The organism is Streptomyces sp. NPDC093097 (assembly GCF_044754325.1).
GTDB lineage: Bacteria > Actinomycetota > Actinomycetes > Streptomycetales > Streptomycetaceae > Streptomyces.
The window spans coordinates 508359-532817 of record NZ_JBIVOW010000003.1; the positions used below are offsets into that span (position 1 = coordinate 508359).

At 73.7% G+C, this 24459-nt stretch carries 25 protein-coding genes and 2 tRNA genes; 12 read left to right on the top strand and 15 right to left on the bottom strand.

Features of this window, described 5'->3' with window-relative positions; genetic code table 11:
* Positions 1-21 precede the first annotated feature (21 nt).
* Positions 22-747: a decarboxylase gene (locus ACIQE0_RS07650; RefSeq protein WP_402329778.1), complete on the bottom strand. Its 726-nt coding sequence runs from the start codon at positions 745-747 to the stop codon at positions 22-24.
* 50 nt (positions 748-797) lie between these two features.
* Positions 798-1709 carry a decarboxylase gene (locus ACIQE0_RS07655; protein ID WP_366338983.1) on the bottom strand — a complete coding sequence of 304 codons (912 nt, stop codon included), beginning with the start codon at positions 1707-1709 and terminating at the stop codon, positions 798-800.
* A 203-nt stretch (positions 1710-1912) separates the two neighbouring features.
* Between ACIQE0_RS07655 and ACIQE0_RS07660 the strand changes: the two genes are divergently transcribed.
* Complete coding sequence (locus ACIQE0_RS07660) at positions 1913-2923, top strand: D-2-hydroxyacid dehydrogenase (protein WP_402329780.1); 1011 nt, start codon at positions 1913-1915, stop codon at positions 2921-2923.
* Between the two features lie 88 nt (positions 2924-3011).
* A complete protein-coding gene (locus ACIQE0_RS07665) occupies positions 3012-4445 on the top strand; it encodes an amidase (protein WP_402329782.1) in 1434 nt (477 codons plus the stop codon).
* Here ACIQE0_RS07665 and ACIQE0_RS07670 read toward each other — a convergent pair.
* Positions 4426-4926, bottom strand: a complete 501-nt coding sequence (locus tag ACIQE0_RS07670) for a DUF3830 family protein (protein ID WP_384101971.1) — start codon at positions 4924-4926, stop codon at positions 4426-4428. The genes ACIQE0_RS07665 and ACIQE0_RS07670 overlap by 20 nt on opposite strands.
* 107 nt (positions 4927-5033) lie before the next feature.
* Here ACIQE0_RS07670 and ehuB point away from each other — a divergent pair, with 107 nt between their 5' ends.
* From ehuB to ACIQE0_RS07705, 7 genes are all read left to right on the top strand, one after another.
* Positions 5034-6002, top strand: a complete 969-nt coding sequence (ehuB, locus tag ACIQE0_RS07675; RefSeq protein WP_402329783.1) for an ectoine/hydroxyectoine ABC transporter substrate-binding protein EhuB — start codon at positions 5034-5036, stop codon at positions 6000-6002.
* Positions 5999-6745: an ectoine/hydroxyectoine ABC transporter permease subunit EhuC gene (ehuC, locus tag ACIQE0_RS07680; protein WP_402329785.1), complete on the top strand. Its 747-nt coding sequence runs from the start codon at positions 5999-6001 to the stop codon at positions 6743-6745. The genes ehuB and ehuC overlap by 4 nt, the downstream gene beginning before the upstream one ends.
* Positions 6742-7392: an ectoine/hydroxyectoine ABC transporter permease subunit EhuD gene (ehuD, locus tag ACIQE0_RS07685; RefSeq protein WP_366338972.1), complete on the top strand. Its 651-nt coding sequence runs from the start codon at positions 6742-6744 to the stop codon at positions 7390-7392. Before ehuC ends, ehuD begins: the two co-directional genes overlap by 4 nt.
* Positions 7382-8212, top strand: a complete 831-nt coding sequence (gene ehuA, locus ACIQE0_RS07690) for an ectoine/hydroxyectoine ABC transporter ATP-binding protein EhuA (protein WP_402329788.1) — start codon at positions 7382-7384, stop codon at positions 8210-8212. Before ehuD ends, ehuA begins: the two co-directional genes overlap by 11 nt.
* Before the next feature lie 546 nt (positions 8213-8758).
* Complete coding sequence (locus ACIQE0_RS07695; RefSeq protein WP_366338970.1) at positions 8759-9517, top strand: IclR family transcriptional regulator C-terminal domain-containing protein; 759 nt, start codon at positions 8759-8761, stop codon at positions 9515-9517.
* 179 nt (positions 9518-9696) lie between these two features.
* Positions 9697-9770, top strand: a tRNA-Lys gene (locus ACIQE0_RS07700).
* A gap of 138 nt (positions 9771-9908) precedes the next feature.
* Positions 9909-10436: a DinB family protein gene (locus tag ACIQE0_RS07705; protein ID WP_366338968.1), complete on the top strand. Its 528-nt coding sequence runs from the start codon at positions 9909-9911 to the stop codon at positions 10434-10436.
* 137 nt (positions 10437-10573) lie between these two features.
* Here the strand turns inward: ACIQE0_RS07705 and ACIQE0_RS07710 are convergent, their stop codons facing one another.
* Both ACIQE0_RS07710 and ACIQE0_RS07715 read right to left on the bottom strand, forming a co-directional pair.
* On the bottom strand, positions 10574-11869 hold the full coding sequence (locus tag ACIQE0_RS07710) for a hypothetical protein (protein ID WP_366338966.1): 1296 nt from the start codon (positions 11867-11869) through the stop codon (positions 10574-10576).
* Positions 11869-12285, bottom strand: coding sequence for an SsgA family sporulation/cell division regulator (locus ACIQE0_RS07715; protein ID WP_402329790.1), 417 nt, complete (start codon positions 12283-12285; stop codon positions 11869-11871). Before ACIQE0_RS07715 ends, ACIQE0_RS07710 begins: the two co-directional genes overlap by 1 nt.
* A 610-nt stretch (positions 12286-12895) precedes the next feature.
* Here ACIQE0_RS07715 and ACIQE0_RS07720 point away from each other — a divergent pair.
* A tRNA-Lys gene (locus ACIQE0_RS07720) sits at positions 12896-12969 on the top strand.
* Positions 12970-13003: 34 nt separating this feature from the next.
* Here the strand turns inward: ACIQE0_RS07720 and ACIQE0_RS07725 are convergent.
* Entirely contained in the window at positions 13004-13354 is a 351-nt protein-coding gene (locus ACIQE0_RS07725; RefSeq protein WP_402329792.1) for a hypothetical protein, read from the bottom strand.
* Positions 13338-13697, bottom strand: a complete 360-nt coding sequence (locus tag ACIQE0_RS07730; protein ID WP_402329794.1) for a hypothetical protein — start codon at positions 13695-13697, stop codon at positions 13338-13340. The genes ACIQE0_RS07725 and ACIQE0_RS07730 overlap by 17 nt, the downstream gene beginning before the upstream one ends.
* 235 nt (positions 13698-13932) lie before the next feature.
* On the opposite strand from ACIQE0_RS07730, the gene ACIQE0_RS07735 reads away from it, so the two are divergent.
* Positions 13933-14712 carry an HAD-IIA family hydrolase gene (locus ACIQE0_RS07735; protein ID WP_366338959.1) on the top strand — a complete coding sequence of 260 codons (780 nt, stop codon included), beginning with the start codon at positions 13933-13935 and terminating at the stop codon, positions 14710-14712.
* A gap of 72 nt (positions 14713-14784) precedes the next feature.
* Here ACIQE0_RS07735 and ACIQE0_RS07740 read toward each other — a convergent pair whose 3' ends face one another.
* The 8 genes from ACIQE0_RS07740 to ACIQE0_RS07775 form a co-directional block, all read right to left on the bottom strand.
* On the bottom strand, positions 14785-15852 hold the full coding sequence (locus ACIQE0_RS07740; protein ID WP_402329796.1) for a 2-aminoethylphosphonate ABC transporter substrate-binding protein: 1068 nt from the start codon (positions 15850-15852) through the stop codon (positions 14785-14787).
* A 58-nt stretch (positions 15853-15910) separates the two neighbouring features.
* A complete protein-coding gene (locus ACIQE0_RS07745) occupies positions 15911-16708 on the bottom strand; it encodes an ABC transporter permease subunit (protein ID WP_366338956.1) in 798 nt (265 codons plus the stop codon).
* Positions 16695-17660, bottom strand: a complete 966-nt coding sequence (locus tag ACIQE0_RS07750; protein WP_402329799.1) for a 2-aminoethylphosphonate ABC transporter permease subunit — start codon at positions 17658-17660, stop codon at positions 16695-16697. The genes ACIQE0_RS07745 and ACIQE0_RS07750 overlap by 14 nt, the downstream gene beginning before the upstream one ends.
* Positions 17653-18822 carry an ABC transporter ATP-binding protein gene (locus ACIQE0_RS07755; RefSeq protein WP_402329801.1) on the bottom strand — a complete coding sequence of 390 codons (1170 nt, stop codon included), beginning with the start codon at positions 18820-18822 and terminating at the stop codon, positions 17653-17655. The genes ACIQE0_RS07750 and ACIQE0_RS07755 overlap by 8 nt, the downstream gene beginning before the upstream one ends.
* Before the next feature lies 1 nt (position 18823).
* Positions 18824-19582: a phosphonatase-like hydrolase gene (locus ACIQE0_RS07760; RefSeq protein WP_402329803.1), complete on the bottom strand. Its 759-nt coding sequence runs from the start codon at positions 19580-19582 to the stop codon at positions 18824-18826.
* Complete coding sequence (locus tag ACIQE0_RS07765; protein WP_402329805.1) at positions 19576-20697, bottom strand: TIGR03364 family FAD-dependent oxidoreductase; 1122 nt, start codon at positions 20695-20697, stop codon at positions 19576-19578. The genes ACIQE0_RS07760 and ACIQE0_RS07765 overlap by 7 nt, the downstream gene beginning before the upstream one ends.
* A 146-nt stretch (positions 20698-20843) precedes the next feature.
* Complete coding sequence (locus ACIQE0_RS07770) at positions 20844-21614, bottom strand: GntR family transcriptional regulator (protein WP_402329807.1); 771 nt, start codon at positions 21612-21614, stop codon at positions 20844-20846.
* Between the two features lie 195 nt (positions 21615-21809).
* Positions 21810-22988, bottom strand: a complete 1179-nt coding sequence (locus ACIQE0_RS07775) for an ROK family protein (RefSeq protein ID WP_402329809.1) — start codon at positions 22986-22988, stop codon at positions 21810-21812.
* Positions 22989-23044: 56 nt separating this feature from the next.
* Between ACIQE0_RS07775 and ACIQE0_RS07780 the strand changes: the two genes are divergently transcribed.
* Complete coding sequence (locus tag ACIQE0_RS07780) at positions 23045-24145, top strand: Gfo/Idh/MocA family oxidoreductase (RefSeq protein WP_402329811.1); 1101 nt, start codon at positions 23045-23047, stop codon at positions 24143-24145.
* Positions 24146-24459: the final 314 nt, after the last annotated feature.

Here is a 24459-nt window from a genome sequence, read left to right on the forward strand (position 1 = left end):
CGGGCGGGTGCGGGCCGGCCGCTATCCGCGGGCCGGGCGGGAGAACAGCGTGCCCAGTTCCGGGCAGGCCAGCGGGCGGTCGAGCAGCCGCAGGCCCTCCCAGACCGTCACCTGATTGGCGGTGAGGACCGGTTTGCCGAGCGCGGCTTCGAGGGCGGGCAGATGGGCGGCGGTGTGCAGGGCGGTGTCCGGCAGCAGGACCGCCCCGGCGTCGGGGTGGTCGCCGGCACGGGCCAGGGCCAGCACCTCGTCGCGGCCCCAGGTGCCGACCTCGGCGGCGGTGACGATGCCGCTGCCGCGGGTGGCGACGACCTCGGCGCCGGCGGCCTTCAGGAACGCGCGGAAGTGCTCGGCGACATCGACGGGGTAGGTGGCCGCGATCGCGACCCGGCGGACGCCGAGGGCCGAGAGGGCGTGCGCGAAGGCGAAGGAGGTGCTGGAGGCGGGCAGCCCGGCGGTGGCCGACAGCTCCCGGACCTGCCACTGGGCGCCCTCCCAGCCGTAGACGAAGCTGGCGCTGGTGCAGGCCCAGACGACGGCCTCGGCACCGCGGTCCTTCAGCGCGCCGAGGCCGGCCGCGAGGCGGGCCGCGGAGCCCATCTCCACAAGGGCGTCGACGCGGTGCGCGTCCTCGCCGATGTCGGTGTGGACCAGGGGCAGGCGGACCGCGCCGCCCAGGAACGCTTCGAGCCGGGGGTAGTCGTCCTCGGCGGAGCGACCGGGGTAGAGGAAGCCGACCGATGCCATGCGGTTCTCCCTTGCGGGTGGTGGCGTGCGGGTGCGGAACGGACCGGGCGTCAGACCGGGGGCTGGGGGCCGGGGTCCTCGGGGACGTACGGGGGCGGCTCCGGGCCGTCGCCGGGATCCGCCTCGGGCGGCGGGACCGGCGGACCCGCGAACGCCGCCTCGGGGGTGGGCTCGGGACCGCTCGCCGGCGGTGGCTGGCTGCCGGTCATCGCGGCCGGGCCGCTGCGCGCCGCCGGATCGAGCAGCGCCTGGTACGCGCCGACGGCCTCGACGCCGATGGCGCGCAGCGCCGCCCACATCGTCACCTGATTGGCGGAGAGCACGGGCATCCGCAGCTCGGCCTCCAGCTGGGGGATGACGTCGTAGGTCGGGAGGTTGGTGCAGCTGATGAAGAGGGCGTCGGCGGCGCCGATGGCGGCGGTGCGGGCCATGTCGACGATGTCGCGGTAGGAGACCCTCCAGATGTGCCGGGTCAGCCCGAGATAGGCGCGTCCGGTCACGGTGACGCCCGCTTCGGCGAGGTACGCCTCCAGGGAGTCGGTGACCGATTTGGTGTAGGGCGTGACGACGGCGACGCGCCGGGCGCCGATCTCGTGGAGCGCTTCGATCGCGGCGCCCGAGGTGGTCAGGGCGGGAACCTCGCCCGCCTGGAACATGGCCGCACACATCGCGCGCTCGCCCACCATCCCGCCGACGAAACTGCCGGACGTACAGGCATACGCGATGACCTGGGGCGATACCGCGCACAGTGCCTGGACGGCGGCGTCCAGGGTCTCGTGCTCGCTGACCAGGCGGGCCAGGTCGAGGCTGACCTCGACGGGCACGAAGGGAGTTCGGGTGAGGTGGAGGGAGACATCGTCGGGCACCCAGCGCCACAGCTCGCGGTCGAGTGCGAAGTCGAAGGGGGCGACGACGCCCACGCCGAGCTGCGGCTGTGGGCCACCCAGGAAGGAGACGTCCATGAAGGCCCCTAGAAGGCGAAGGGCTGATGGCACGGCCAGTGGCCGGGGAGGTGGTGCAGCCGGACAAGCCGGGGACGTCGGGACAGAGCCGTTGTTGACACGGTAGATACGACTTCTTAGCGTGGTCAATCCTCGCATCTCAGGCATCTGTCGGCGCCCTGTTCCGAGAAACGGGGCACTCGTCTTCAGAACGGTCTCCGGCCATGTCCGATAGCAGCGTCAGCACCGGCAGCGCAGGCAGTACAGGCACTACAGGCAGCACCGTTCTCGTGCTGGGTTCCGAGCCCCTCCCGCAGCTGGACCGGCTCGCCGGCCGGGCCGAGGTCGTCTTCGCCGACGAGCAGACCCTGGCCGGCCTACTCCCCACCGCCGATGTGCTGTTGGCCTGGGACTTCACCTCCGACGCGATCCGGCGGAGCTGGCCGGGGCACGGCCCGCGGCCCCGGTGGGTGCACACCGCGAGCGCCGGCGTGGACCGGCTGCTGTGCCCGGCGCTGGTCGCCGACGACACCGTCGTCACCAACGCCCGCGGGGTGTTCGAGCAGCCGATCGCCGAGTACGTCGCGGGGCTGGTGATCGCCATGGCCAAGGACTTCCACGGGAGTTGGGAGCTCCAGCGGCAGCGGCGCTGGCGGCACCGGGAGACGCTGCGGGTGGCCGGGACCCGGGCGGTGGTGGTGGGGTCCGGGCCGATCGGCCGGGCCATCGGCAGCACCCTGCTGGCACTGGGTGTCGAGATCGACCTGGTCGGCCGCCGGGAGCGGACCGGGGACCCGGAGTTCGGCCGGGTGCATGACACCGGGGCGCTGAACGGGCTGCTGCCGCACGCGGATTGGGTGGTCTGCGCGGCACCGCTGACGGCCGGGACCCGGGGGATGTTCGGGGCCGGGGCGTTCGCGCTGATGCCGCGCCGGGCCCGCTTCGTCAACGTCGCGCGGGGGCCGCTGGTCGACGAGACAGCGCTGGTCGCGGCGTTGCGGGAGCGGCGGATCGCGGCGGCGGCGCTGGACGTCTTCGAGGCCGAGCCGCTGGCCGCGGACAGCCCGCTGTGGGACGTGCCGCACCTGATCGTCTCGCCGCACATGAGCGGCGACACCCTGGGCTGGCGGGAGGTGCTCGCCGAGCAGTTCCAGGACAACTTCGACCGGTGGGCGGCCGGGGAACCGCTGCTCAACGTGGTCGACAAACGCCTCGGATACGTACCGGTGCAGTGATCGCGCGGGCCGTGGCGGGCCCGCGGCCCGCGGCGGTTTCCGCGCCCCGCCGCCGTCCCGCCCGGGGCGGCCGATGCTCGGAGGACGCATGACCAACGGACCCACCCGCCTCGCGGACCTCACCGCCACCCGCCTGACCGCCGGCTACGCCGCCGGCGCGTTCTCCCCCGTCGAGGTGACCCGGGCGGTGCTGGAGCGCGCCGAGGCCGCCCAGGCCGCCGTCAACGCCTTCGTCCGGATCGACGCGGAGCAGGCGCTGGCGCAGGCGGCGGGGTCGGCGGAACGCTGGCGGCGCGGGGCGCCGGCCGGACCGCTGGACGGGGTGCCGGTCACCGTCAAGGACCTGCTGCTGATGCGGGGCGCGCCGACGCTGCGCGGCTCGCGGACGGTCCGGGCCGACGGCGCGGCCTGGGACGAGGACGCGCCGGCGGTGGCCCGGCTGCGGGAGTCGGGGGCGGTGTTCGTCGGCAAGACCACCACACCGGAGTTCGGCTGGAAGGGCGTCACGGACTCCGCGCGGCACGGGGTGACGGGCAATCCGTACGACCCGGGGCGCACCGCGGGCGGTTCCAGCGGGGGCAGCGCGGCGGCGGTGGCGCTGGGGGCGGGGCCGTTGAGCCTGGGGACGGACGGCGGGGGGTCGGTGCGGATCCCGGCGTCGTTCTGCGGGATCTTCGGGATGAAGGCGACGTACGGGCGGGTGCCGGCGTATCCGGCGAGCCCGTTCGGGACGCTGGCGCACGTGGGGCCGATGGCGCGGGACGCGGCGGACGCGGCGCTGCTGATGGACGTGATCTGCGGCCCGGACTGGCGGGACTGGTCGCAGCTGGCCCCGCAGGCCGGGTCGTTCCGGGCGGCGCTGACCGGGGAGGTGACCGGGCTGCGGGTGGCCTACAGCCCGTCGTTGGGCTGGGACGTGCCGGTGGCGCCGGAGGTGGCGGCGGCGGTGCGGCGGGCGGTGGACGCGCTGGCCGGGCTCGGCGCGGCGGTCGAGGAGATCGATCCGGGGGTGGCGGACCCCGTGGAGGCGTTCCACACCCTGTGGTTCAGCGGCGCGGCCCGCTTGGTGCAGCCGCTTCCTGAGGCCGACCGGGACCTGCTGGACCCGGGGCTGCGGGAGGTCTGCGAACAGGGCGCCCGGTACAGCGCACTGGACTATCTGGCGGCGGTCGACGTCCGGATGGCGCTGGGCCGGGCGATGGGACGTTTCCACAGCGCCTACGACCTGCTGGTGACGCCGACCGAGCCGATCACCGCGTTCGCGGCCGGCGCGGAGGTACCGCCCGGTTCCGGGCACACCCGGTGGACGGGGTGGACGCCGTTCACCTATCCGTTCAACCTCACCCAGCAGCCCGCCGCGACCGTGCCCTGCGGGGTGGACGGCGACGGGCTGCCGATCGGGGTGCAGCTGGTGGGCGCGCGGCACGCGGACGCACTGGTGCTGCGCGCCGCGCACGCCCTGTACGAGGCGGGGGCCGCGGGGATTCCGGGGCCGCCGAGCCCTAGGCCCGACGGAAGTTGAGGGTCTCCCCCAGGGCGCCGGCGCGCCAGAGGTCCTGGCAGGCGTCGGCCATCCGGTCCAGGCCGTCGACGACGGTGCCCCAGACGATGCCCGGCACCCAGCCCGCGTCACCGTTGATCAGCAGGTTGTTGCGTTCGTAGAAGAGCGCGAGGTCGACGACGGTGGCGCGGCCGCGGTGCCGGGCCTCGGTCTCGTAGCCGTAGGAGGCGGTGCCCAACTGGGTGTCGCTGAAGGTGAAGTAGCACAGGTCGCCGGGGATCGGGGTGACCGTGGGGTTCTCCAGCGGCGGCTCCTCGGGGGCGAACGGCGGGACCAGGGCGTAGATCTCGTTGCGGGCGTACTTGGCGTGGTAGACGTCGCCGCCGAGCGGGAGCGCGTCCCAGATGGCGGCGCACGTCAGTGGAGCGCGATCGTCGAGCAACTTGGCCGTGCAGCTGACGCCGCGCTTGTCCAGGGAGACTTCGAGGAAGCGATCGGTCATATCCCGAGCGTAGGGGGCATTACCGGCGTACGGAACATCTCCCGTGCCGGTGTGGAGGGCCCGAAACGATCGGCATAGGTGTGAACGGTTCGGGTAGCCGCGCGCCCATGGCTCAACCACCGAGCACCACCCCGGAGAATCAGGGACCACACCTTAGACAACCCACCCCCCGGAGAACCGAGATATCAGGCCAACGGACGCGCGGTATCCGCCGCCGGTCGCTGCTCGCGGGGGTGGCGGCGCTCGGCGCAGCGGGGGCGGCGATCGGCTGCAGCCGGGTCCCGACCGCCGAGGCGGCCGGCGGCGGCCGGCTGCTGGCACGGCTGCGGAAGAAGGGCTCGGTCACCCTCGGGCTGTCCGGTGAGCAGCCCTACGGCTACATCGGCACCGACGGCAAGATGACCGGTTCGGCCCCCACCATCGCCCGGGTGATCTTCAAGCGGCTCGGCGTCCCGCACGTCGAGCCGTTCCCCACCGACTTCGGCTCGCTGATCGTCGGGCTGAACTCCCAGCAGTTCGACGTGGTCGCGGCCGGGATGTACATCAAGCCCGACCGCTGCGCCCAGGTCATCTTCGCCGATCCCGAGTACCAGATGCTCGACGCCTTCATCGTCCGCAAGGGCAACCCGCTGAGGCTGCGCACCTTCAAGGACATCGCACGGGCCGGGGCGCGGATGGCGACCGGCGTCGGCTACGCCGAGATCGACTACGCCAAGGCGGCCGGGATCACCGAAATCACCACGCTGCCCGACCAGTTGGCGGGTCTGCTGGCGGTGGAGCAGGGCCGGGTGGACGTCTTCGTCGGCACCGCGGTGACGCTCCGCAACGTGGTGCGGCAGTCGCGGACCACCAAGGCCGAGGTGACGCCCGAGGTCACCCCGTACGTGAACGGGAAGCCGGTGATCGACGTCGGCGCCTTCGCGTTCCGCACCCCGGAGACCAACCTCCGGGACGCGTTCAACCGCGAGCTCCACAAGATGAAGCGGTCCGGGGAACTCCTGGACCTCATGCGGCCCTTCGGCTTCACCGAGCATCAGATGACGGAGATCACCGCCAAGGAGAAGTGCCGGTCATGAGCGACATCACCTGGGGTCTGTGGAAACTCCTCCTCCACGGCATCTGGATCACCGTCCAGCTCACCGTCTACAGCGCGGCCCTGGCCGCCGCCGTCGCCTTCGGCATCGGTCTCGCGCGCACCCACCGCCGGTGGCCCGTGCGGTTCCTGTCCGGGGCCTACTTCGAGATCTTCCGCGGCACTTCGGCGCTGATCTTGATGTTCTGGATGTTCTTCGTGCTGCCGATGGGGTTCGGCTGGCAGCTGGTCCCGATGTGGGCCGCGGTGCTGACGCTGGGCCTGACGTACGGCGCGTACGGCTCCGAGGTCGTCCGGGGCGCGATCGCCGCGGTGCCGCCGGGCCAGCGCGAGGCGGGCATCGCGCTCAGCTTCTCGCCCGGCCAGCAGCTGCGGAAGATCGTCCTGCCGCAGGCGTGGCCGGGGATGGTCCCGCCGTTCAACAACCTGCTGATCGAGCTGCTCAAGGGCACCGCGCTGGTGTCCGTCCTGGGCGTCGGCGACATCGCCTTCGGCGCCTCCCTGGTGCGCAACGCCACCGCGCAGAGCGCCCCCGTCTACACGGTCGTCCTGGTGATGTACTTCGCCCTGGCGTTCGTCCTGACCCGCGGGATGCGGGCGGTGGAGCGGCACGCCAAGGCCGGCGTCGGACAGGCGCCGGCCGGGCGGCTGCGGTCGCGGTCGCGGCGCGCCGCCGGCCCGGCGGTCGCCCGCACCGCCGCTGCGGCGGGAGGTGAGTCCCGATGACGTTCGACTGGTCCGCCGTCGGCGCCTTCCTGCCGACGTTCTGGAAGGGCGTCCTGGTCACCCTCCAGGCGCTGGTGCTGGGTTCGCTGATCGCCTTCGCGCTCGGCTTGGTCTGGGCGCTGGCGCAGCGGTCGTCCCTGAAGGCGGTGCGCTGGCCGGTGACCGCGGTCACCGAGTTCGTGCGCAACACCCCGCTGCTGGTGCAGCTGTTCTTCCTCTTCTACGTGATGCCCGAGTGGGGCATCACGCTCAGCGCGCTGGCCACCGGCGTGATCGGGCTGGGCCTGCACTACTCGACGTACACCGCCGAGGTCTACCGCTCCGGCATCGACGGCGTCCCGGCCGGCCAGTGGGAGGCGGCGATCGCGCTCAGCCTGCCGCGCCGCCGCACCTGGACGGCGGTGATCCTGCCGCAGGCGATCCGCCGCGTCGTCCCGGCCCTGGGCAACTACGTCATCGCGATGCTGAAGGACTCGCCGATGCTCTTCGCCATCGGCGTGCTGGAGATGCTGGGCCAGGCCCGGCAGTTCTCGTCGCAGACCTTCCAGACCGTCGAGCCGTACACGGTCGTCGGGGTCGCCTTCATCGTCCTCGCCTACCCCGCTTCTCTTCTCCTGCGAGCCCTGGAGCGCCGTCTTGTCCGCTGACAAAAGCACCCCGAACACCCCGCCCGTCATCAACGACGCCACCTCCTCCGCCGGGGAGACCGAGCTGATCCGCTTCGACGCGGTCACCAAGCGGTTCGGTGCGCACACCGTCCTCGACGCCCTCGACATGAAGGTCTACACCGGCCGGCACGTCACGCTGATCGGCCCCTCGGGCTCCGGCAAGACCACGATCCTGCGGCTGATGATGACGCTGCTGAAGCCGGACGAGGGCACCATCAAGCTCGGCGGCAAGTACCTCACCCACGAGGAGAAGGGCGGCAGGCTCGTCCCGGCGAGCGACCGCTACAGCCGCGAGATCCGCAAGGACATCGGGATGGTCTTCCAGCAGTTCAACCTCTTCCCCAACATGAAGGTGCTGCGGAACATCGCCGAGGCCCCGGTGCACGTCCTGGGCCTGGACAAGGACGAGGCGGAGGAGCGCGCCCGCGAGCTCCTCGACCTCGTCGGCCTCACCGCCCACCTCGACAAGTACCCCTCGCAGCTCTCCGGCGGCCAGCAGCAGCGGGTCGCCATCGCCCGGGCGCTGGCCATGCGCCCGCAGGTCCTGCTGCTGGACGAGGTGACCTCGGCCCTCGACCCGGAGCTGGTGGCCGGCGTGCTGGACCTGCTGCGGGACATCGCGCACACCACGGACATCACCATGCTCTGCGTCACGCACGAGATGAACTTCGCCCGGGACATCTCGGACTGCGTGATGATGTTCGACGCCGGGCGGGTCATCGAGTTCGGCCCGCCGGAGCAGATCTTCACGAACCCGGAGCACGAGCGGACCCGGGAGTTCCTGAGCGCGGTGCTGTAGAGGGCGCCCCCCTGGGGCGGGCGGGGGTGCGACATCTGGTGCGCGCTCCCGCACGCCCCGCCCGTGTCCGGGTGCCCGGCGGACGGGCGCCGGGTCCCGCACACCACCGTCTTTGAGACATCCGAGACCGTCGTGGCACACGGTGTCGATGAGGTGTACGCACATCGGACGGATGGACGGACATCAGGCGGAAAAATGAGGCGTGCGAGCCTCAGGCGAAGACCCGACACTCCGTCAACTCCGCACGTCACCACCGGCCGTCAACCCCGGGCACCGGCACCCCACCCTCCCCGCCTCCGGCCGCTCTTGCCGCCGGTCCACGGGACATCCCACGCTCTGGGCATGACCTGGGCATATGCCAGAGTGCAGGGCGCCTGCACAGACGCGTGAACCGACCCGGAATTCGGTCAAGACCCCCTCCATCCGGGTCCGTTGACCGCTATCGTGATACGAGCCCGTTGCCCGGCAAGCGGCCCGCGTACTTCACGTCGGCCGCCGCCGTCAACGGTCACGACGCAAGCGGTACCAACCTCCTAGGGGGACACCGTGGCGCTGAAGCCCGAGCCGACCGCGCCGTTCCATTCGGTGCAGCACGCCCTCCGTGTACTCGAAACGATCTCGCGGCACGCCGATGGCGTGACCGACGCGCAGATCGCTCGCGAGACCGGCCTGCCGGCAGCCCACCTCACCCAGATCCTGTCGATGCTGCGCCGCGAAGGGTATGCGGAACAGCTCGCCGACGGCGCCTACGTCGTCGGCGAGTCCCTGCTCCTGCTGGGCTCCGGCGCCGACCGCAGCCGCGCCCTGTGCGACAAGCTCCAGCGCACGCTGGACCAGCTGCGCGATTCGGTCGGGGCGGCGGTCTACGTCAGCCGGTACATCGACGGCGAGGTCAAGATCCTGCACTACGCCGACGGTCCACTGGCACCGAAGGTCAACGAGTGGGCCGAGTTCCGCCGCACGGCACACGCCAGCGCGGTTGGCAAGTGCCTGCTGGCCCAGCTCGACCACGACGGCCGGATGGACCACCTCTCGCGCCACAAGACCGCCCGCCTCACCTCGCGGACGATCACCAACGAGAAGGTGCTCTTCCACAAGCTCGACAGCCAGCCGCCGACCGTCCCCGTCCTGGACCTCCAGGAGTACGCGGTGGGCACGGTCTGCGCCGCGGTGCCGATCACCGCCGGCAAGACCGTGGGCTGCCTGGCGCTGTCCATGCCGCTGGAGCACGCCCACCGCCTCCGGCAGGCCGCCGACACCCTCAACCGCAAGGCCGCGCCGGTGCTGCTGTCGCTGGCGATCTGAGCCGGGGCAGGGGGCGGAGGTCCGGTCGGGGATCGGGCCGCTCCCCCAGGGCGCGGGCCGGGCCCAGCGGGCGTCGCCCGGGCGGGTCGTCGCGGTCGCTGTGGGGGCGGTCGCGGCGGCGGCCTTGAGGGTGGTCGGGAGCACCCCTCTCGACCAGGTAGTATTTCTTTTGTCAGCGCGCGCCGCTAGCTCAGTTGGTTAGAGCAGCTGACTCTTAATCAGCGGGTCCGGGGTTCGAGTCCCTGGCGGCGCACGTAGGAAGTGGGCGCTCTCGGTTTACCGGGAGCGCCCACTTCGTTGTGCGCGCACGCGTTCCGGAGCGGGTGCCGCCCGCGTCCGCGGATGCGGCGTCGCCGGGCGGCGGGCGGCGGGCTGTGTGAGAGTGACGGGCATGGGTACTGCACCGGACGGCCGCCCCGTCCCGCCCCCGCACGCCGGGGAGCGTCAGATGCTGGAAAGCTGGTTGGACTTCCACCGCGCGACGCTGGAACTGAAGTGCGCCGGCCTCGACGACCACCAGGCGCGGACGGCCTCGGTGGCGCCGTCCTCGATGACGCTGCTGGGCCTGGTCCAGCACGTGACGGAGGTCGAACGCAACTGGTTCCGGCGGGTGTTCGCGGGCCAGGACGTGCCGCCGCTGTACGGGGAGGGCGCGGGCGACGGCTTCGCCCTCGTCCCGGGGCGGGGGATCGGCGAAGCCCTGGACGTCTGGCGCGCGGAGGTCGCTCGGAGCAGGGAGCTGATCGCCGGCTCGTCCCTGGAGGACGCCGGCACGCTCTCGGAGCAGGAGGCCGGATACGTCGGCGGCCCGAGCGTGTCACTGCGCTGGATCCTGGTCCACATGATCGAGGAGTATGCGCGGCACAACGGTCATGCCGATCTGATCAGGGAAGCCGTGGACGGCAGCACGGGCGCCTGAGCGGCGGCCCGAACGGGGCCCGGAGGCCGGGGTCGCCGGGCCCGGCCTCCCCCGCCCTCCGCGCTCCGGGCCCGTGCGGCCGCGGGGGCCGCCGGTCCCGGGCACGGGTCGTCCGCGTACGGGGCGACGCCCCGGGGTCAGGCCGCCTTGCGCAGGGGGCCCGGGGTGGGGGCGGCGGCGGTGTGGACGAGGGCGGTGTAGGTGCGGCGGAGGGCGATGAGGGACTCCTGCGCCTCGCGGTAGACGGCGGCGTCGGGGCCGCCGCGGTGGGCGAGGGTGCGGACGGGGGCGCAGTGCCGGTCCATGGCGCTGAGCCAGGCGCGGTGCTGGGCCGGGAGGTGGCGGCGCAGGTGCTGGCGGCGGCCCTCGCCCAGGCGGCGGCCGCCGATGCCCAGTACGGCGTCCGCGGCCTGGAGGACCGGCGGTTCCAGGGCGCCCTGTTCGGCGAGCGCGCCGAGTACCGCGCGCTGCTGGTCGGTGGCCGGGGCGGAGGCCAGTTCCGCCGCCTCGGAGTGGAGTTGGGCGCGCAGGGCGTGCTGGATGCGGACCAGGCGGCGCAGTGCCGTCGGGGTCGAGGAGTCGTCGGGGGCGCGGCCGGCCAGGGTGTCGGCAAGGCGGAACAGCCAGATGCCGTGCGCCTCCAGGCGGGTCGCGGCGAGCATCAGCCGGTCCAGGCGGCTGAGCGGCTGGCCTTCCGGGGCCCAGCGGACGATCGGGACCAGCTGTTCGGTGCGGGCGAGTTGGTCGATGGGGATGTGGCGGCGCGGTTTGCGTTCCGGCGCCCAGTTGTGGAGCGCGAGGGTCGGCAGGGCGACGAACTGGTCGTGGTCGATGCGGTGCGCGATGGCGGCCCAGAGTTCCAGGAACGCCTCGTCGGCGACCTCGCGGGCGGCCGGTGCCTGCGGGTCGAGGGCGCTCCAGCCGCAGGACACCGCGATGACCGCGATGCGCATCGAGGCGGCCTCGGCGTTGCGGGGCGAGAGGCGGGAGACACGCTGCCGCAGGGCCGTCAACTCGTCGGCGCGGTGGGCGCGTTCGACGACGGCGACCGCGGTGGCGCGGTCGGGGGCGACGGCCACCTCACGGGCCATGGCGTCCAGCCGGGTCCAGGTGCCGATCATGGAGCGGACGGGGGGCCGCTCGGGGAGGAAGCCGTGCGCGCACGGATCGTGCGGGGCCGGGGCGCCGGAGGCGTCGCCGTCGGCGGCCGCGGTGTCGTCCGGTCCCGCGGAACCGGGGCGGGCGCCGTCCGGGCCGGGCTGCACCGGGATGCGGACGGCGGGGTGGGCGCCGGTCCGCGCGGGCGGGACGCGCTCGGCGGCGGGGTGGCCGCCCCGCGCTTCGGCGGGTGCGGTGGCGGTGCCCGTTCCCCTGGGGGGCGTCGCGCGCAGGGCGAGCCGGGCGTCGGTCGTCGTCATGGGAGTGGGAGTCATCAGCACTTCCCCGCTAGCAGGCGGGCCAGGTGGGCGTCCATATCGAGATGGCGGTCTTCGTGGCCGGGCGGGACGATGGCCGCGGTCTGCTCCAGCCAGGCGGCGAGCTCCGCCGCGCGCACCGCCAGCTCGCAGACGCTGTCGTCGGTGGCGAGCTCGATGTGCACCTGGCGGGAACCGGTCACGCGACGGGCGGGCCACACCCGTACGTCACCCTCGCCGACCTCCTCGCGCAGCCCCCCGAGCAGCAGGTCCCGGGCGAACAGCCAGGTGGCGACCGTCTCGCCGCGGCTGACGAACGCGACCTCGACCTCGTAGGGGCGGTCGCTCCGGTAACTGAACCGGCCGGCCACCGGAACCGTTTCGTCCGGCCCGAGGAGGAGCTGCATCTCAAGGGTGCGTTTGGCTGTCGACACCACGACGATCAACCTTTCCGAAGAGGGGCGAGTCCCGGGCCCCCGCGTCGGGGCTCGCGTCCTAGCAGACGTCGGCTCGCGGGATGGGGTTGCAGGTGACGGCGGAGTAGTGATGGACGCCATGATCGATGGGGGCGGCCGGGGGCCCGGCCGCCGGGCCGGGCGAGGGGCCGCATGCGCGGTGTCGGGGGCGGCGTGTCCGGGGGCTGTCATGCCAGTTCTCCTCCGGGCCGGCGGCTCGTGGGTCCGTGCGCCCCGGCGTCGGCCCCGCCGCGCCCCGGCGCTGGCCCTCACCCTCTCAACTGGCAGTTGATACCGCATGTTGACGGGGCAACCGATGCGCTACGGCCATGAACTTGATCTTCACAGACCGATTCGGATGCGCCGGTAGGCGAAGGTCCCGAGATCAGGGGGCCTTCGGCTCGGGCCGGATGGACCGTCGGCGGGACGGCGAGGGGGTCACGGCCGGGGGCCTGAGGGGATGGTGGGTGGGGTGGGGCTAATGTGGCGAGTGCGGGGTGACGGGGATCACAGGTGCGGGAAGCGTGGGTGGGACGTTCCTGGGTACGGACCACCCTCGCAGTTCGTGTAGAGTTTTCTCTGTCAGCGCGCGCCGCTAGCTCAGTTGGTTAGAGCAGCTGACTCTTAATCAGCGGGTCCGGGGTTCGAGTCCCTGGCGGCGCACGTAGGACTGAGGCCCCTCGCATCGCGGGGGGCCTCAGTCGTGTTGTGGTTGCGGCGCGGTGTCGGGGGCCGCCGGTGATCCGGTGTGCGGCGCGGGCGCCCGGGCCGGGGGGCGGGGGACGGGGGCATCGCTCGTCGTGGGCAGGAGCGCCGGGCTGGCGCCCGGCGGATCGGGGCCGCCGCCGCGGAGCCAGCACGCCAGCAGCAGGACGGCCCAGGCGACGCCCCAGAGGAACCGGGCACCGGTGGCGGGATGGGGCGCCGCCCCTTTTTCCTTCCGCGTCCCCTCCCCCGCCCGATGCCGTTGGGGAGTGCGGTTCCGGTGCCGGTCCCGTTCTGCCGTGGTGGGCGTCTCGGCGGTCGTCTGCTCAGTTCTCGTCGGCACCGCCGCTCCCGTTGCGTTCGCGGCGGAGTCGGAGCCGGAGCCGGAGCAGCTGGCCCGCGATGACCAGGACCGCGCCGCCCGCCAGGACCAGGGCGACGGCGGAGGTGCTGCTCAGTTCGCGGTGGGCGGCGGCCCGGTCCGCCGCGAGGTGGGCGCGGGCGGTGCGGGCGGCCGGGGCGGGGGTCGGCGGCGTCCCAGTGGGAAGGGCGGTCCGGGCGCGGTGCGGGGCGACGGTGGTCTGGGCGGTTGCGGTGCCGCGCCCGGCGTCGTCGGCGTGCGCGGGTGCCGTCGTCACCGCGCACGCCGCGACCGCGGCGCAGAGTGCGAGCTGCGGTGAGCGCATGGTGTACCTCCGGTTACCTTGACGGTCCGCCGGTCCGCCGCCGGGCGCATCCGGGGCGGGGCGGGGCTGCACCGTTCGGGTGGGCGGGGGCGTCGGCGGCGGGGTGCGGAGGGGCGGGCGGAGGACGTGGGGCCGGGGCGGTGGTGCGGTGGTCGGCGTCGCCGGGTGGGCGCCGCGGAGGTTCGGGGCGTCGCTCCCATGGCACGTGACCTGGGGCGCCTCTTACGGTGGGGCCATGACTGAGCGCAAGCCCATCGAATCGTGGCTCACCGATATGGACGGTGTGCTGATGCACGAAGGCGTCCCGGTACCGGGCGCGGACGCCTTCATCAAGAAGCTCCGGGACTCCGACCGTCCGTTCCTGGTGCTCACCAACAACTCGATCTACACACCGCGGGACCTGCACGCCCGGCTCAGCCGGATCGGTCTCGACGTGCCGGTGGCGAACATCTGGACCTCGGCGCTGGCCACGGCCACGTTCCTGGACACCCAGCGTCCCGGCGGTACCGCCTTTGTGATCGGGGAAGCGGGCTTGACGACCGCCCTGCACGACGCGGGGTACGTACTGACCGACGTCGATCCGGACTTCGTGATCCTGGGTGAGACGCGCACCTACTCGTTCGAGGCGCTGACGAAGGCGATCCGGCTGATCAACGACGGTGCCCGGTTCATCGCCACCAACCCGGACAACACCGGTCCGTCGCCGGAGGGGGCGCTGCCGGCGACCGGTTCGGTGGCCGCTTTGATCACCAAGGCGACGGGGAAGGAGCCGTATTTCGTCGGCAAGCCCAATCCGTTGATGATGCGCCATGCGCTCAATGTCATCGGGGCGCACTCCGAGACCTCGGCCATGATCGGCGACCGGATGGACACCGATGTGCTGGCGGGGCTGGAGGCCGGGATGCAGACGTTCCTGGTGCTGACGGGGCTGACGGCCGAGGCGGACGTGGACCGGTACCCGTTCCGGCCGACGAAGGTGGTGGACTCGATCGCCGATCTGGTGGATCTGGTCTGAGGGCCGGGGGATTCGGGGGCCGGGGCCGGTGGCCTCGGCCCCCGTTCCGTGGCGGGCGGTCAGGGGCGCCGGTCAGCTGCCGGTGGCCGTCTTCCAGGCGCCGATGTAGGTGTCGAGGTTCTTGTCGATGTCGTTCCAGTCGGGCTGGAAGACGTCGACGCCCTTCATGATCTTGGCGAGGGCGGTGGCGTTGGCGTCGGTGGGCTTGACGTCCTTGCGGGAGGAGAAGCCGCCGCCGACGGCGGAGACCTGTTCCTGGACGGGCTTGCTGAGGAGGTAGTCGAGGAACTTGCGCGCGTTGGCGGCGTGCGGGGCGTCCTTGACCAGGCCGGCGGCGTAGGGCAGGGCGAAGGTGGCGGGGCGGGCGCCGGGCTTGCCGGCGGGGAAGAAGATGCCCTGGTTGGGCATGGTCTTGGTGTTGGCGTAGTTCATCTGGACGTCGCCGTTGGCGATGAGGAGTTCGCCTTTGTCGGTCTTGGGGGCGAGCTGGCCGGTGGAGGAGGACGGGCCGACGTTGTTGGCCTGGAGCTTCTTGAGGAAGTCCATGGCCGGGCCCTGGCCGCCGAAGTCGTGCAGCGCCTTGATGAGGACGGCGGTGCCGTCGCCGGCGACGCCCGGGGTGGAGTACTGGAGCTTGCCGGCGAAGCGGTGGTCGGTGAGGTCCTGCCAGGTGGCCGGGGGCTCCTTGAGTTCCTTCTTGTTGTAGATGAAGCAGAAGTAGTTGTTGACGATGGAGACCCATTTGCCGTTCGGGTCCTTGTCGGCGGCGGCGACCTGATCGGAGCCGTGCGGGCGGTAGACGCCCAACAGGCCCTTGCCGTCGGCCTGCTGGATGAAGGGCGGCAGGGTGACCAGGATGTCGGCCTTGGTGTTGGCGCGTTCGCGGGCCAGGCGCTGGACGGCGGCGCCGGAGCCGGACTCGACGTAGTTGACCTTGATGCCGGTCTGCTTCTCGAAGTCCTTGAAGACCTTGTCGTAGAAGCCGTCGCCCTGTTCGCTCTTGAGGCCGTCGGCGCTGTAGACGGTGATCTCCTTGGCGTCGGGGTCGGCGGCCGAGGCGCCGCAGGCGGTGAGGGAGCCGGCGAGGACGAGGGCGGCGGCGCCGGCGACGAGCGGGCGGCGGGGCAGGCGGCTGGACATGGCGGGACTCCTGGAACGGGTCGCGGGAGAAGGGGAGTTCGAGGGGGGTGGCGCGGGCTCAGCGGTAGGTGGCCTTGGTGCGGATGCGGGAGACGCCGAGGAGGACGAGGAGGGTGGTGGCCATGAGGGCGACGGCCAGGGCGGCGCCGGTGAAGAGGGCGCCGCGGTCGGTGGCGGCGAAGATCTGGACGGGCAGCGGCATCCAGTCCGGGGGGTAGAGCATCATCGTGGCGCTCAGTTCGCCCATGGAGAGGGCGAAGCACAGGCCCGCGGCTGCGGTCAGGGACGGCAGCAGCAGGGGGAGTTTGACCCGCCACAGGACGTAGGCGGGGCGGGCGCCGAGGCCGGCGGCGCTCTGCTCGTAGGCCGGGTCGAGGCGGGCCAGCGCGGCGGTGACGGACTGGTAGGCGAAGGCGGTGACCAGCACGGTGTGGGCGATGATCACGATCTGCGGGGTGCCGTTGAGGAGGAACGGGGGCCGGGAGAAGGCGACGAGGAGGGCGAGGCCGACGACGACGGAGGGGACGGCGATCGGCAGGAGGAAGAGCGCGTCGAGGACCCGGCGGGCGCGGCGGCCGAGCTTCTCCGCGGCCAGTGCGGCCCAGGTGCCGGCGGTCAGGGCGACCACGCCGGCGGCGAGGGCGGTGAGCACGCTGGTCGTCAGCGCGGTCAGCGCGTCCCCTTTGGCGATGTCCTGGTAGTGCGTCAGCGTCAGGCCGGAGGGGAGGGCTCCGCTCCAGCCGTCGGCGACGGAGGCGGCGGCGATCACCAGCAGCGGGAGCGCGAAGACCGGGACGAAGAGGAGGAAGAACACCGCCCAGATGACCCGGCGGGCGGCTGCGCTATGCACGAGCACGGTCGGCACCTCCGGTGGCGAGGGCGGGGACGGGGGAAGCGGGAGCGGGGCCGGTGGGGGCGTCCGCGGCGGGCGCCGGGGCGGGGGTGCCGCGGCGCCGGGCGGCGCCGGAGGTGCGGGACATCACCGCCCGGTACAGCGCGTAGAGGGCGACGGAGAGCGCGATGTTGACGACCGCGACGACGCAGGCGCCGGTGTAGTCGCCGTCCAGGATCGCCTTGGTGTAGACGAGCACCGGCAGGGTGACGACGTTCTTGGCGCCGGTGAACAGGACGATGCCGAACTCGTTGAGGCACAGCACGAGGACCAGCGCGCCGCCGGCGGCGAGCGAGGGCAGCGCCTCGGGCAGGATCACCGTCCGCACGATCCGCCACGGCCGGGCGCCCAGGGAGCCGGCGACCTCCAGTTGCGCGGTGTCCACCTGCGAGAACGCCGCCAGCAGGGGGCGCATCACGAACGGGGTGAAGTAGGTGACCTCGGCCAGCAGCACGCCCCAGGGGGTGTGCAGGAAGTCCAGTGGCCCGTGGGCGGCGCCGGTGACGTCCGTCCACAGGCCGTTGGCGATGCCGACGGTGCCGTAGAGGAACAGCAGGGCGAGGGTGATCAGGAAGGACGGGAAGGCGAGGAAGAGGTCGATGAAGCGGGCCAGCGCCTTGCCGCCGGGGAACGGGACGAAAGCGATGACCAGGGAGAGGACCAGGCCGAGCAGGAGCGCGCCGAGGGTGGCGCCGGCCGCGATCAGGACCGTGGTGGCGAGCGCGTCCTGGAAGGAGGCGGCGGTCAGCACCTCGGTGTACGGGGCGGTGGTCGGGCCGCCGCCGTCCTCCGGGGTGAGGGACTGGCCGACCACCAGGGCCAGCGGGTAGAGGAACACCACGGCGAGGGCGGCGACGGGCGGCAGGGCCCACAGGGCGGTGCGGCGTCCGCCGGCCGGCCGCGTGCGCTCAGCCATGGTGTGCTCCGGCGTCCGCGGGGGCGGCCGGCTGGATGCCCGCCGGGATGAGGACCGCGTCCTCGGGGGCGAAGTGCAGGGCGAGTTCGGTGCCCAGCGGCGGGGTCTGGCGCAGTTCGCGCAGGTCGGCCAGGACCCGGTGGCCGCCGACCGCGACGTACAGCCGGTGGGTGGCGCCCCGCCACTGGACCTCGGTGACGGTGCCGCGCAGGGTGTTGCCGCCCGGGGCGGGGCCGGCGCCCAGGCCGAGCAGGTGCGGGCGGACGCACAGGGTGGCGGAGGCGCCCGGGACCGCGTCGCCGGTGGGCACGGCCAGCTCCCGACCGGCGAACTCCACGCCGCCGTCCCGCCGCACGGTCACCGGCAGCAGGTTCGCGGTGCCGACGAACGACGCGGTGAACGCGGTGCGCGGGCTGCGGTAGAGCTGTTGCGGGACGCCGCACTCGCGCAACCGGGCCGACTCCAGGACGGCGATCCGGTCGGCGAGGGTCAGCGCCTCGACCTGGTCGTGGGTGACGTAGAGGATCGAGACGTCGGGCAACTCGCGGTGCAGCCGGGAGAGTTCGGCGAGCATGCCGGAGCGCAGCTGGGCGTCGAGCGCGGAGAGCGGTTCGTCCAGCAGCAGCACGCCGGGGCGGATGGCCAGCGCGCGGGCGATGGCCACGCGCTGCTGCTGGCCGCCGGAGAGTTCCCGGGGGTGCCGGTCGGCGTAGCGGGCCATGCCGACCATCTCCAGGGCCTCGGTGACCCGGCCGGGGATCTCGGCGCGCGGGGCCTTCTGCGCCTTGAGGCCGAAGGCGACGTTCTCGGCGACCTTCATGTGCGGGAAGAGCGCGTACTGCTGGACGACCATGCCGATGCCGCGCTTGTAGGGCGGCAGGGCGGTCACGTCCCGGCCGCCGATCAGGACGCGGCCGGAGACCGGGCGGACGAAGCCGGCGACCGCCCGCAGCGCGGTGGTCTTGCCGGAGCCGGACGGGCCGAGCAGGGCCATCGCCTCGCCCGGTTCGACGGTGAGGTCGAGGGAGTCCAGGACGGTGTGCTCGTGGTGGCGGCCGTGGGCGACGGTGACGTGGTCGAAGCGGATGCCGGACGCCGGGGGCGGTGCGGACGGCACGGTCGGCGCGGTGGCGGCGGGGGCCGCGGCGGCGGGGGCGGGCATGTCACACCACTCCCAGCAGTGCGGGCAGTTCGGCGACCGAGCCGAGGACGTGGGTGGCGCCGGCGGCCCGCAGCTGGGCCTCGCGGTGGGCTCCGGTGAGCACCCCGGCGACCACCGAGGCGCCGCTGCGGCGGCCGGAGGTCATGTCGTAGGAGGTGTCGCCGGCCACCGCGAGCTGTGCGACGTCGTCGGCGGCGCCGGTGCGCAGCAGGGCGGCCAGCACCATGTCGGGGTAGGGGCGGCCGCGGCCGCCGGCGTCGGCCGGGCAGAGGGTGAGGGCGACCAGGTCGCGCCAGCCGAGGGCGTCGAGGATGGCGTCCTGGGTGACCCGGGCGAACCCGGTGGTGAGGACGACGGTGCGGCCGGCGGCCTGGAGGGCCTCGATGGCTTCGCGGGCGCCGGGGACGGGGGCGATCCGTCCGGCGTCGACGAGGGTGCCGTAGGCGGTCTCGAAGGCGCGGTTGGCGCGCTGGGCGGCCTCTTCGGTGGCGGCCGGGTCGCCGTCCGGGGCGGCGAACAGGTGCCGGAAGACGGAGATCTTGGACTCGCCCATGGTGGCGCGGACGTAGGCGAGCTGCTCGGCGTGCTCGGGGCTGCCCGGTTCGACGCCCATGTGCCGGGCGGCGGTCTCGAAGGCCCGCTCCACCAGGCCGCCGTCGGCGACGGTGGTGCCGGCCATGTCCAGGACGACCAGCCGGACGTCCTCGGGACGGCGGGCGCGGTCGGGGTGCGCAGGCGGGTTCGTCAACGGGCTCACCATCCCAGTTCGTTCGCGGTCTTCTCGGCGATGGCCGGGGAGCAGGTCATACCCCGTCCGCCGGGGCCGGTGACCAGCCAGACGCCGTCGCGGACCTGCTGGCGGTGGACGACCCGGCTGGTGTCGGTGCACTGGGCGTAGACGCCGGCCCAGCGGTGGCGGATACGGGGCAGCGGGCGGCCCAGGATCGCCTCGACGACGCCGGTGAGGTGCTCGTAGGGCTCCTCAACGGTGTCGAAGGCGAACGGCGTCTCGTACTCGTGGGTGTCGCCGATGGTCAGGCCGCCGTCGGCGCGCTGGACCATCAGCAGCTGCATCTTGTGGGCGGCGGCCGTCGGGGTCTGCGCCTGGCCGGCGTTGAGGGCGTCCAGGGCGTCGCTGCGGTAGGCCGGGTAGTAGCGGAAGCTGTCGGCGTCGGCGACGGAGGTGGTCAGCGCCTCGCCGAGCGGGTCGGTCTGCATCATCTGCAGCCGCACCCGGCGCACCGGCAGGTCCGGGACGAGCTCGCGGACCAGGCCGCCGAGCCAGGCGCCGGTGCACAGCACGACCGCGTCGCCGTGGTGGGTGTCGCCGTGGTCGTCGCGGACGGCGTGCTCACCGACCACGTCGCGGACCTCGCGGCCGCCGAGGTAGGTGTACCGGCCGGAGGCCGACAAGGCGTCCTTCAGGGCGCGTTGGGCGACCCGCGGCTCCACGGCGGCGTCCCGCTCGCACCACAGCGCGCCGGCGAAGTCGCCGCGCAGGGCGGGGTTGACGGCGCGGGCCTGCTCGGCGTCGAGGTAGCGGTAGCCGCGGGCGGCGGCGTCCGGGCGGCGGGTGGCGGCCTCGGCGACGGCGCGCTCGATGTCGTTGCGGACGACGGTGAGCGAGCCGATGGCGCGGAAGCCGAGGCCCGGGACGCGGGCGCCGATGCCCTCCCAGAGTTCGCGGGCGCGCAGCGCGGTGTCCAGCTCCTCGCCGCCGGCCCGGCCGCTGACCCAGATCTGTCCGAAGTTGCGGACCGAGGCGCCGCGGGCCTCGGCCTCCCGCTCGATGTGGAGGACCTCGTGGCCCCGTTCGACTGCGTGCCAGGCGTGCAGGGTTCCCAGCACGCCGGCTCCGACGACTATGACTCGCATGCCCCAGACGGTCGCGGCGGTGGGTGACCCGCGGGGGACGGTTCGGCGACGGCCCGGTTAACAGCCCTTCAAACTTGGCCTAGACCCGTTACCATTCCGTTATGCGATGCGGGGCGTCTCCTCAACTGCCGTCCGGGCGCCCGTCGTTACGCCCTCCAGGCGTTCCCCAGGTGGGTGGTGAACGAGAACCGGTCGCCCCGGTAGAGCGAGCGCACCCGCTCCAGCGGGCGCCCCTCGGTGTCCCGGGACCACCGGTGGATCAGCAGCATCGGCAGCGCACCGGGCGTCCCGATCAGCAGCGCCTCGCGCGGGGTGGCCAGGACCGTCTCCAGGCGTTCGTCCGCGTCGCCGAAACCTATGCCGAGCCGCTCGTGGAGATAGGCGTAGAACGACGAGTCCGGCTCGAAGTCGGACGCCAGGTCCGGGGCCCGGGAGACCGCGACGTAGGTGCTCTCCAGGCCGACCCGCTCGTCGTCGGCGAGCAGCACCCGCTCCAGGTGCCACACCGCGTCGCCGGCGTCGAGCCCGAGGTCCCGGGCGAGTTCCGGCGGGCTGGGGAAGCGGTCGAGCGAGACCAGGTGGCGGCCGGGCGTGCGGCCCTGGCGGCGGACGCCCTCGGTGTAACTGGCGAGCGAGAGCGGCTGCTCCATCTTGGGGCCGGCGACGACCGTGCCGCGCCCCATCCGGCGCAGCCGCCCCTCCAGCACCAGTTCCCGCAGGGCCTGGCGCAGGGTCTCCCGGGACACCTCGAACCTCAGAGCCAGTTCGCGTTCGGCGGGCAGCGGTTCACCCTCACCCAACTCGGCGAGCAGGGCGGCGAGTTCGACCTTCGCCGCGTAGTACTTGGGGATGCGTCCGTGCTCGGGAACGCCGGACCGGATGGGTGCGCCAGGATCCTGGCCGTACGGGAACTCCACCCGGCGATCTTCGCACCAGGGGCGGCCCGGGGAAGGGCGCGCCCCCGGGAGGGCATGGATTCGAGGCGCCGTCGTCTCCCCGTCACCGGCCCGCGGACTACGGGCGGCTGGCGGCTGGCGGCTGGCGGCTGGCGGCTGGCGGCTGGCGGCTGGCGGCTGGCGGCTGGCGGCTGGCGAGGGTGCGCCGGTGGGGGCTCAGCGGAACAGTTCGCTCAGGACCAGCTCGGCGGCGCCGTCCGCGACGGCCCGGGAGCCGCCGCGGGCCAGCGCCACCGGCACCTCGGGCACCGCCTGCGGGCCGCCGCCGGACGCCGCGCCCGGCCGGCCCCGCAGGGCCGCGTGCTCGGCGAGGACCTCGGCCACTCCGTCCCGGAACCGCTCCGGGTGCGCGAGGACGGTGCGGCCGCCGAGCACCACCCGTTCCACGTCGAGCAGTTCGACGAGGTTGGCGGCGGCCACGCCCAACACCCGGGCCGCCGCCGGCAGATCGCCGCGGGCCACCGCCGCCAGGCACAGCTCCTCGACGCAGCCGCGCCGCCCGCAGCCGCACCGCGGCCCGTCGAGCTGGAGGACCTGGTGGCCGAACTCGCCGGCGCCGGTGTGCGGCCCCCGGTGGAGGCCGCCGCCCAGGACCAGTCCGGCGCCGAGTCCGGTCCCCAGGTGGAGGTAGGCGAAGGAGGCGCCGCCGTCCCCCGGCGCGCGGCCGAGGCCGAGGGCCGCCGCGTTGGTGTCCTTGTCGAGGACGACGGGCAGGCCGAGGCGTTCCGCGACCGCGTCGCGCAGCGGGAAGCCGTCCCACCGCGGGGCGCCGGTGACCCGGCGCAGGACACCCGCCGCATGGTCCAGCGGCCCCGGGCAGGCCACCCCCGCGCCGAGCACCGGCGGACCGCCGGCGGCCGCCCGCAGCCCCGCGACCTCGTGGGCGACGGCGTCCAGCACGGCCCCGGCGCCGCCGCCGAAGTCCAGCGGCGCGCGGCGGACGGCGACCGGCCGGCCGGCGAGGTCGGCCAGCACACAGGTGATCTCGTCGCGGTCCAGGTGGATGCCGACGGCGTGCCGGGCGCCGGGGACCAGGCGCAGCACGGTGCGCGGTTTGCCGCCGGTGGAGGCCCGGCGGCCCGCCTCCGCGGCCAGGCCGTCGGCCCGCAGCCGGGTGGTGATCTTGCTGACCGCCTGCGGGGTGAGCCCGGTCCGCTCGGCCAGCTCCAGCCGGCTCACCCCCTCCTCCCCCGCCGCGCGCAGCAGCCCCAGCACCAGGGCGGCGTTGTGCCCGCGCAGGGCGAGGAGGTTGGCGCCGGGGACCTCCGGCGGTACGGCGAGGCCCCGGCGACCCCCGCCCTGCGGACCACGCTCGACGTCATCACTGCTGCTCACACCCCCATTCTCCGCACTGCTTGCACTTTGGCAACACCGTTGCGAAAGTGGAGGGCATGAGCGACCCCGAAGCCCGCACCGCCCCCTTCCGCGTCGGACTGATCGGCTACGGCCTGGCCGGCTCGGTCTTCCACGCCCCGCTGATCGCCGCCACCGACGGGCTGCTGCTCGACACCGTCTCGACCCGCAGCCCCGAGCGGCAGGCGCAGGCCCGCGCCGAGCACCCGCAGGTCCGCACGGTGGCCACCGCCGACGAGGTGCTGGACCGGGCCGCCGCCGGCGCGCTCGACCTGGTCGTACTGGCGTCGCCGAACAAGACGCACGTCCCGCTCGCCACCGCCGCCCTGGAGGCCGGTGCCGCGGTGGTCGTCGACAAGCCGCTGGCTGCCACCGCCGCCGAGGCCGAGCAGCTCGCCGCGCTCGCCGACCGCCGCGGGCTGCTGCTCTCGGTCTTCCAGAACCGCCGCTGGGACAACGACTTCCGCACGGTGCGCGCCCTGCTCGCCGACGGCGCCCTCGGCGAGGTGCAGCGCTTTGAGTCCCGCTTCGAACGCTGGCGCCCGCAGCCCAAGGGCGGCTGGCGCGAGTCCGGCGACCCGGAGGAGCTCGGCGGACTGCTCTACGACCTCGGCAGCCACCTCGTCGACCAGGCCCTGACCCTCTTCGGCCCGGCCGTCTCGGTCTACGCCGAGTCCGACGTCCGCCGCCCGGGCGCGGAGGCCGACGACGACACCTTCCTCGCCCTCACCCACGCCGGCGGCATCCGCTCCCACCTGTGGGTGAGCGCCACCACCGCCCAACTCGGGCCGCGCTTCCGTGTGCTGGGCAGCCGGGCGGGCTATGTGAAGTACGGCCTGGACCCGCAGGAGGCCGCACTGCGGGCCGGCCTGCGGCCGGGCCCGGAGGGCGACGCGTGGGGCGTCGAGCCCGAGTCCTCCTGGGGCCGCCTCGGCGCCGGCGAGTCCCCCCTGACCGGCGGCGGCCACCCGGTGCCGAGCCTGCCGGGTGACTACCCGGCCTATTACGCGGCGATCGCCCGATCCCTGCGGGACGGCGACTCGCCGCCGGTGACCGCCGCGGAGGCGGCGGCGACCCTTCGCGTCCTGGAGGCAGCGGGGCGCTCCGCGAGGGAGAGCCGACTCGTTGTGCTGAGCTGACCGTGAGCCTGCGGCTGGCTGCTTCCCACGTTGTCGGCCTCCTCGCCGTGGAGGTTGCGCTTGTTGCGCCTGCGGCGCGGGGCCCATCCGCTGCGCGGGGCGTTGTCGGCCACGGTGCCCGTCCGCTGCGCGGGGCGTTGCCGCTGCGCGGGGCGTTGCCGCTGCGCGGGGCGTTGCCGCTGCGCGGGGCGTTGCCGCTGCGCGGGGCTTGTCGGGTGCGGTGCCTGTCCGCTGCGCGGGGCTGTTGGGTGCGGTGCCGGGTCTGTGGGGCGGTAGGGGTGTGCCGGACTGCTTCGCTTTACGTCCGGCACACC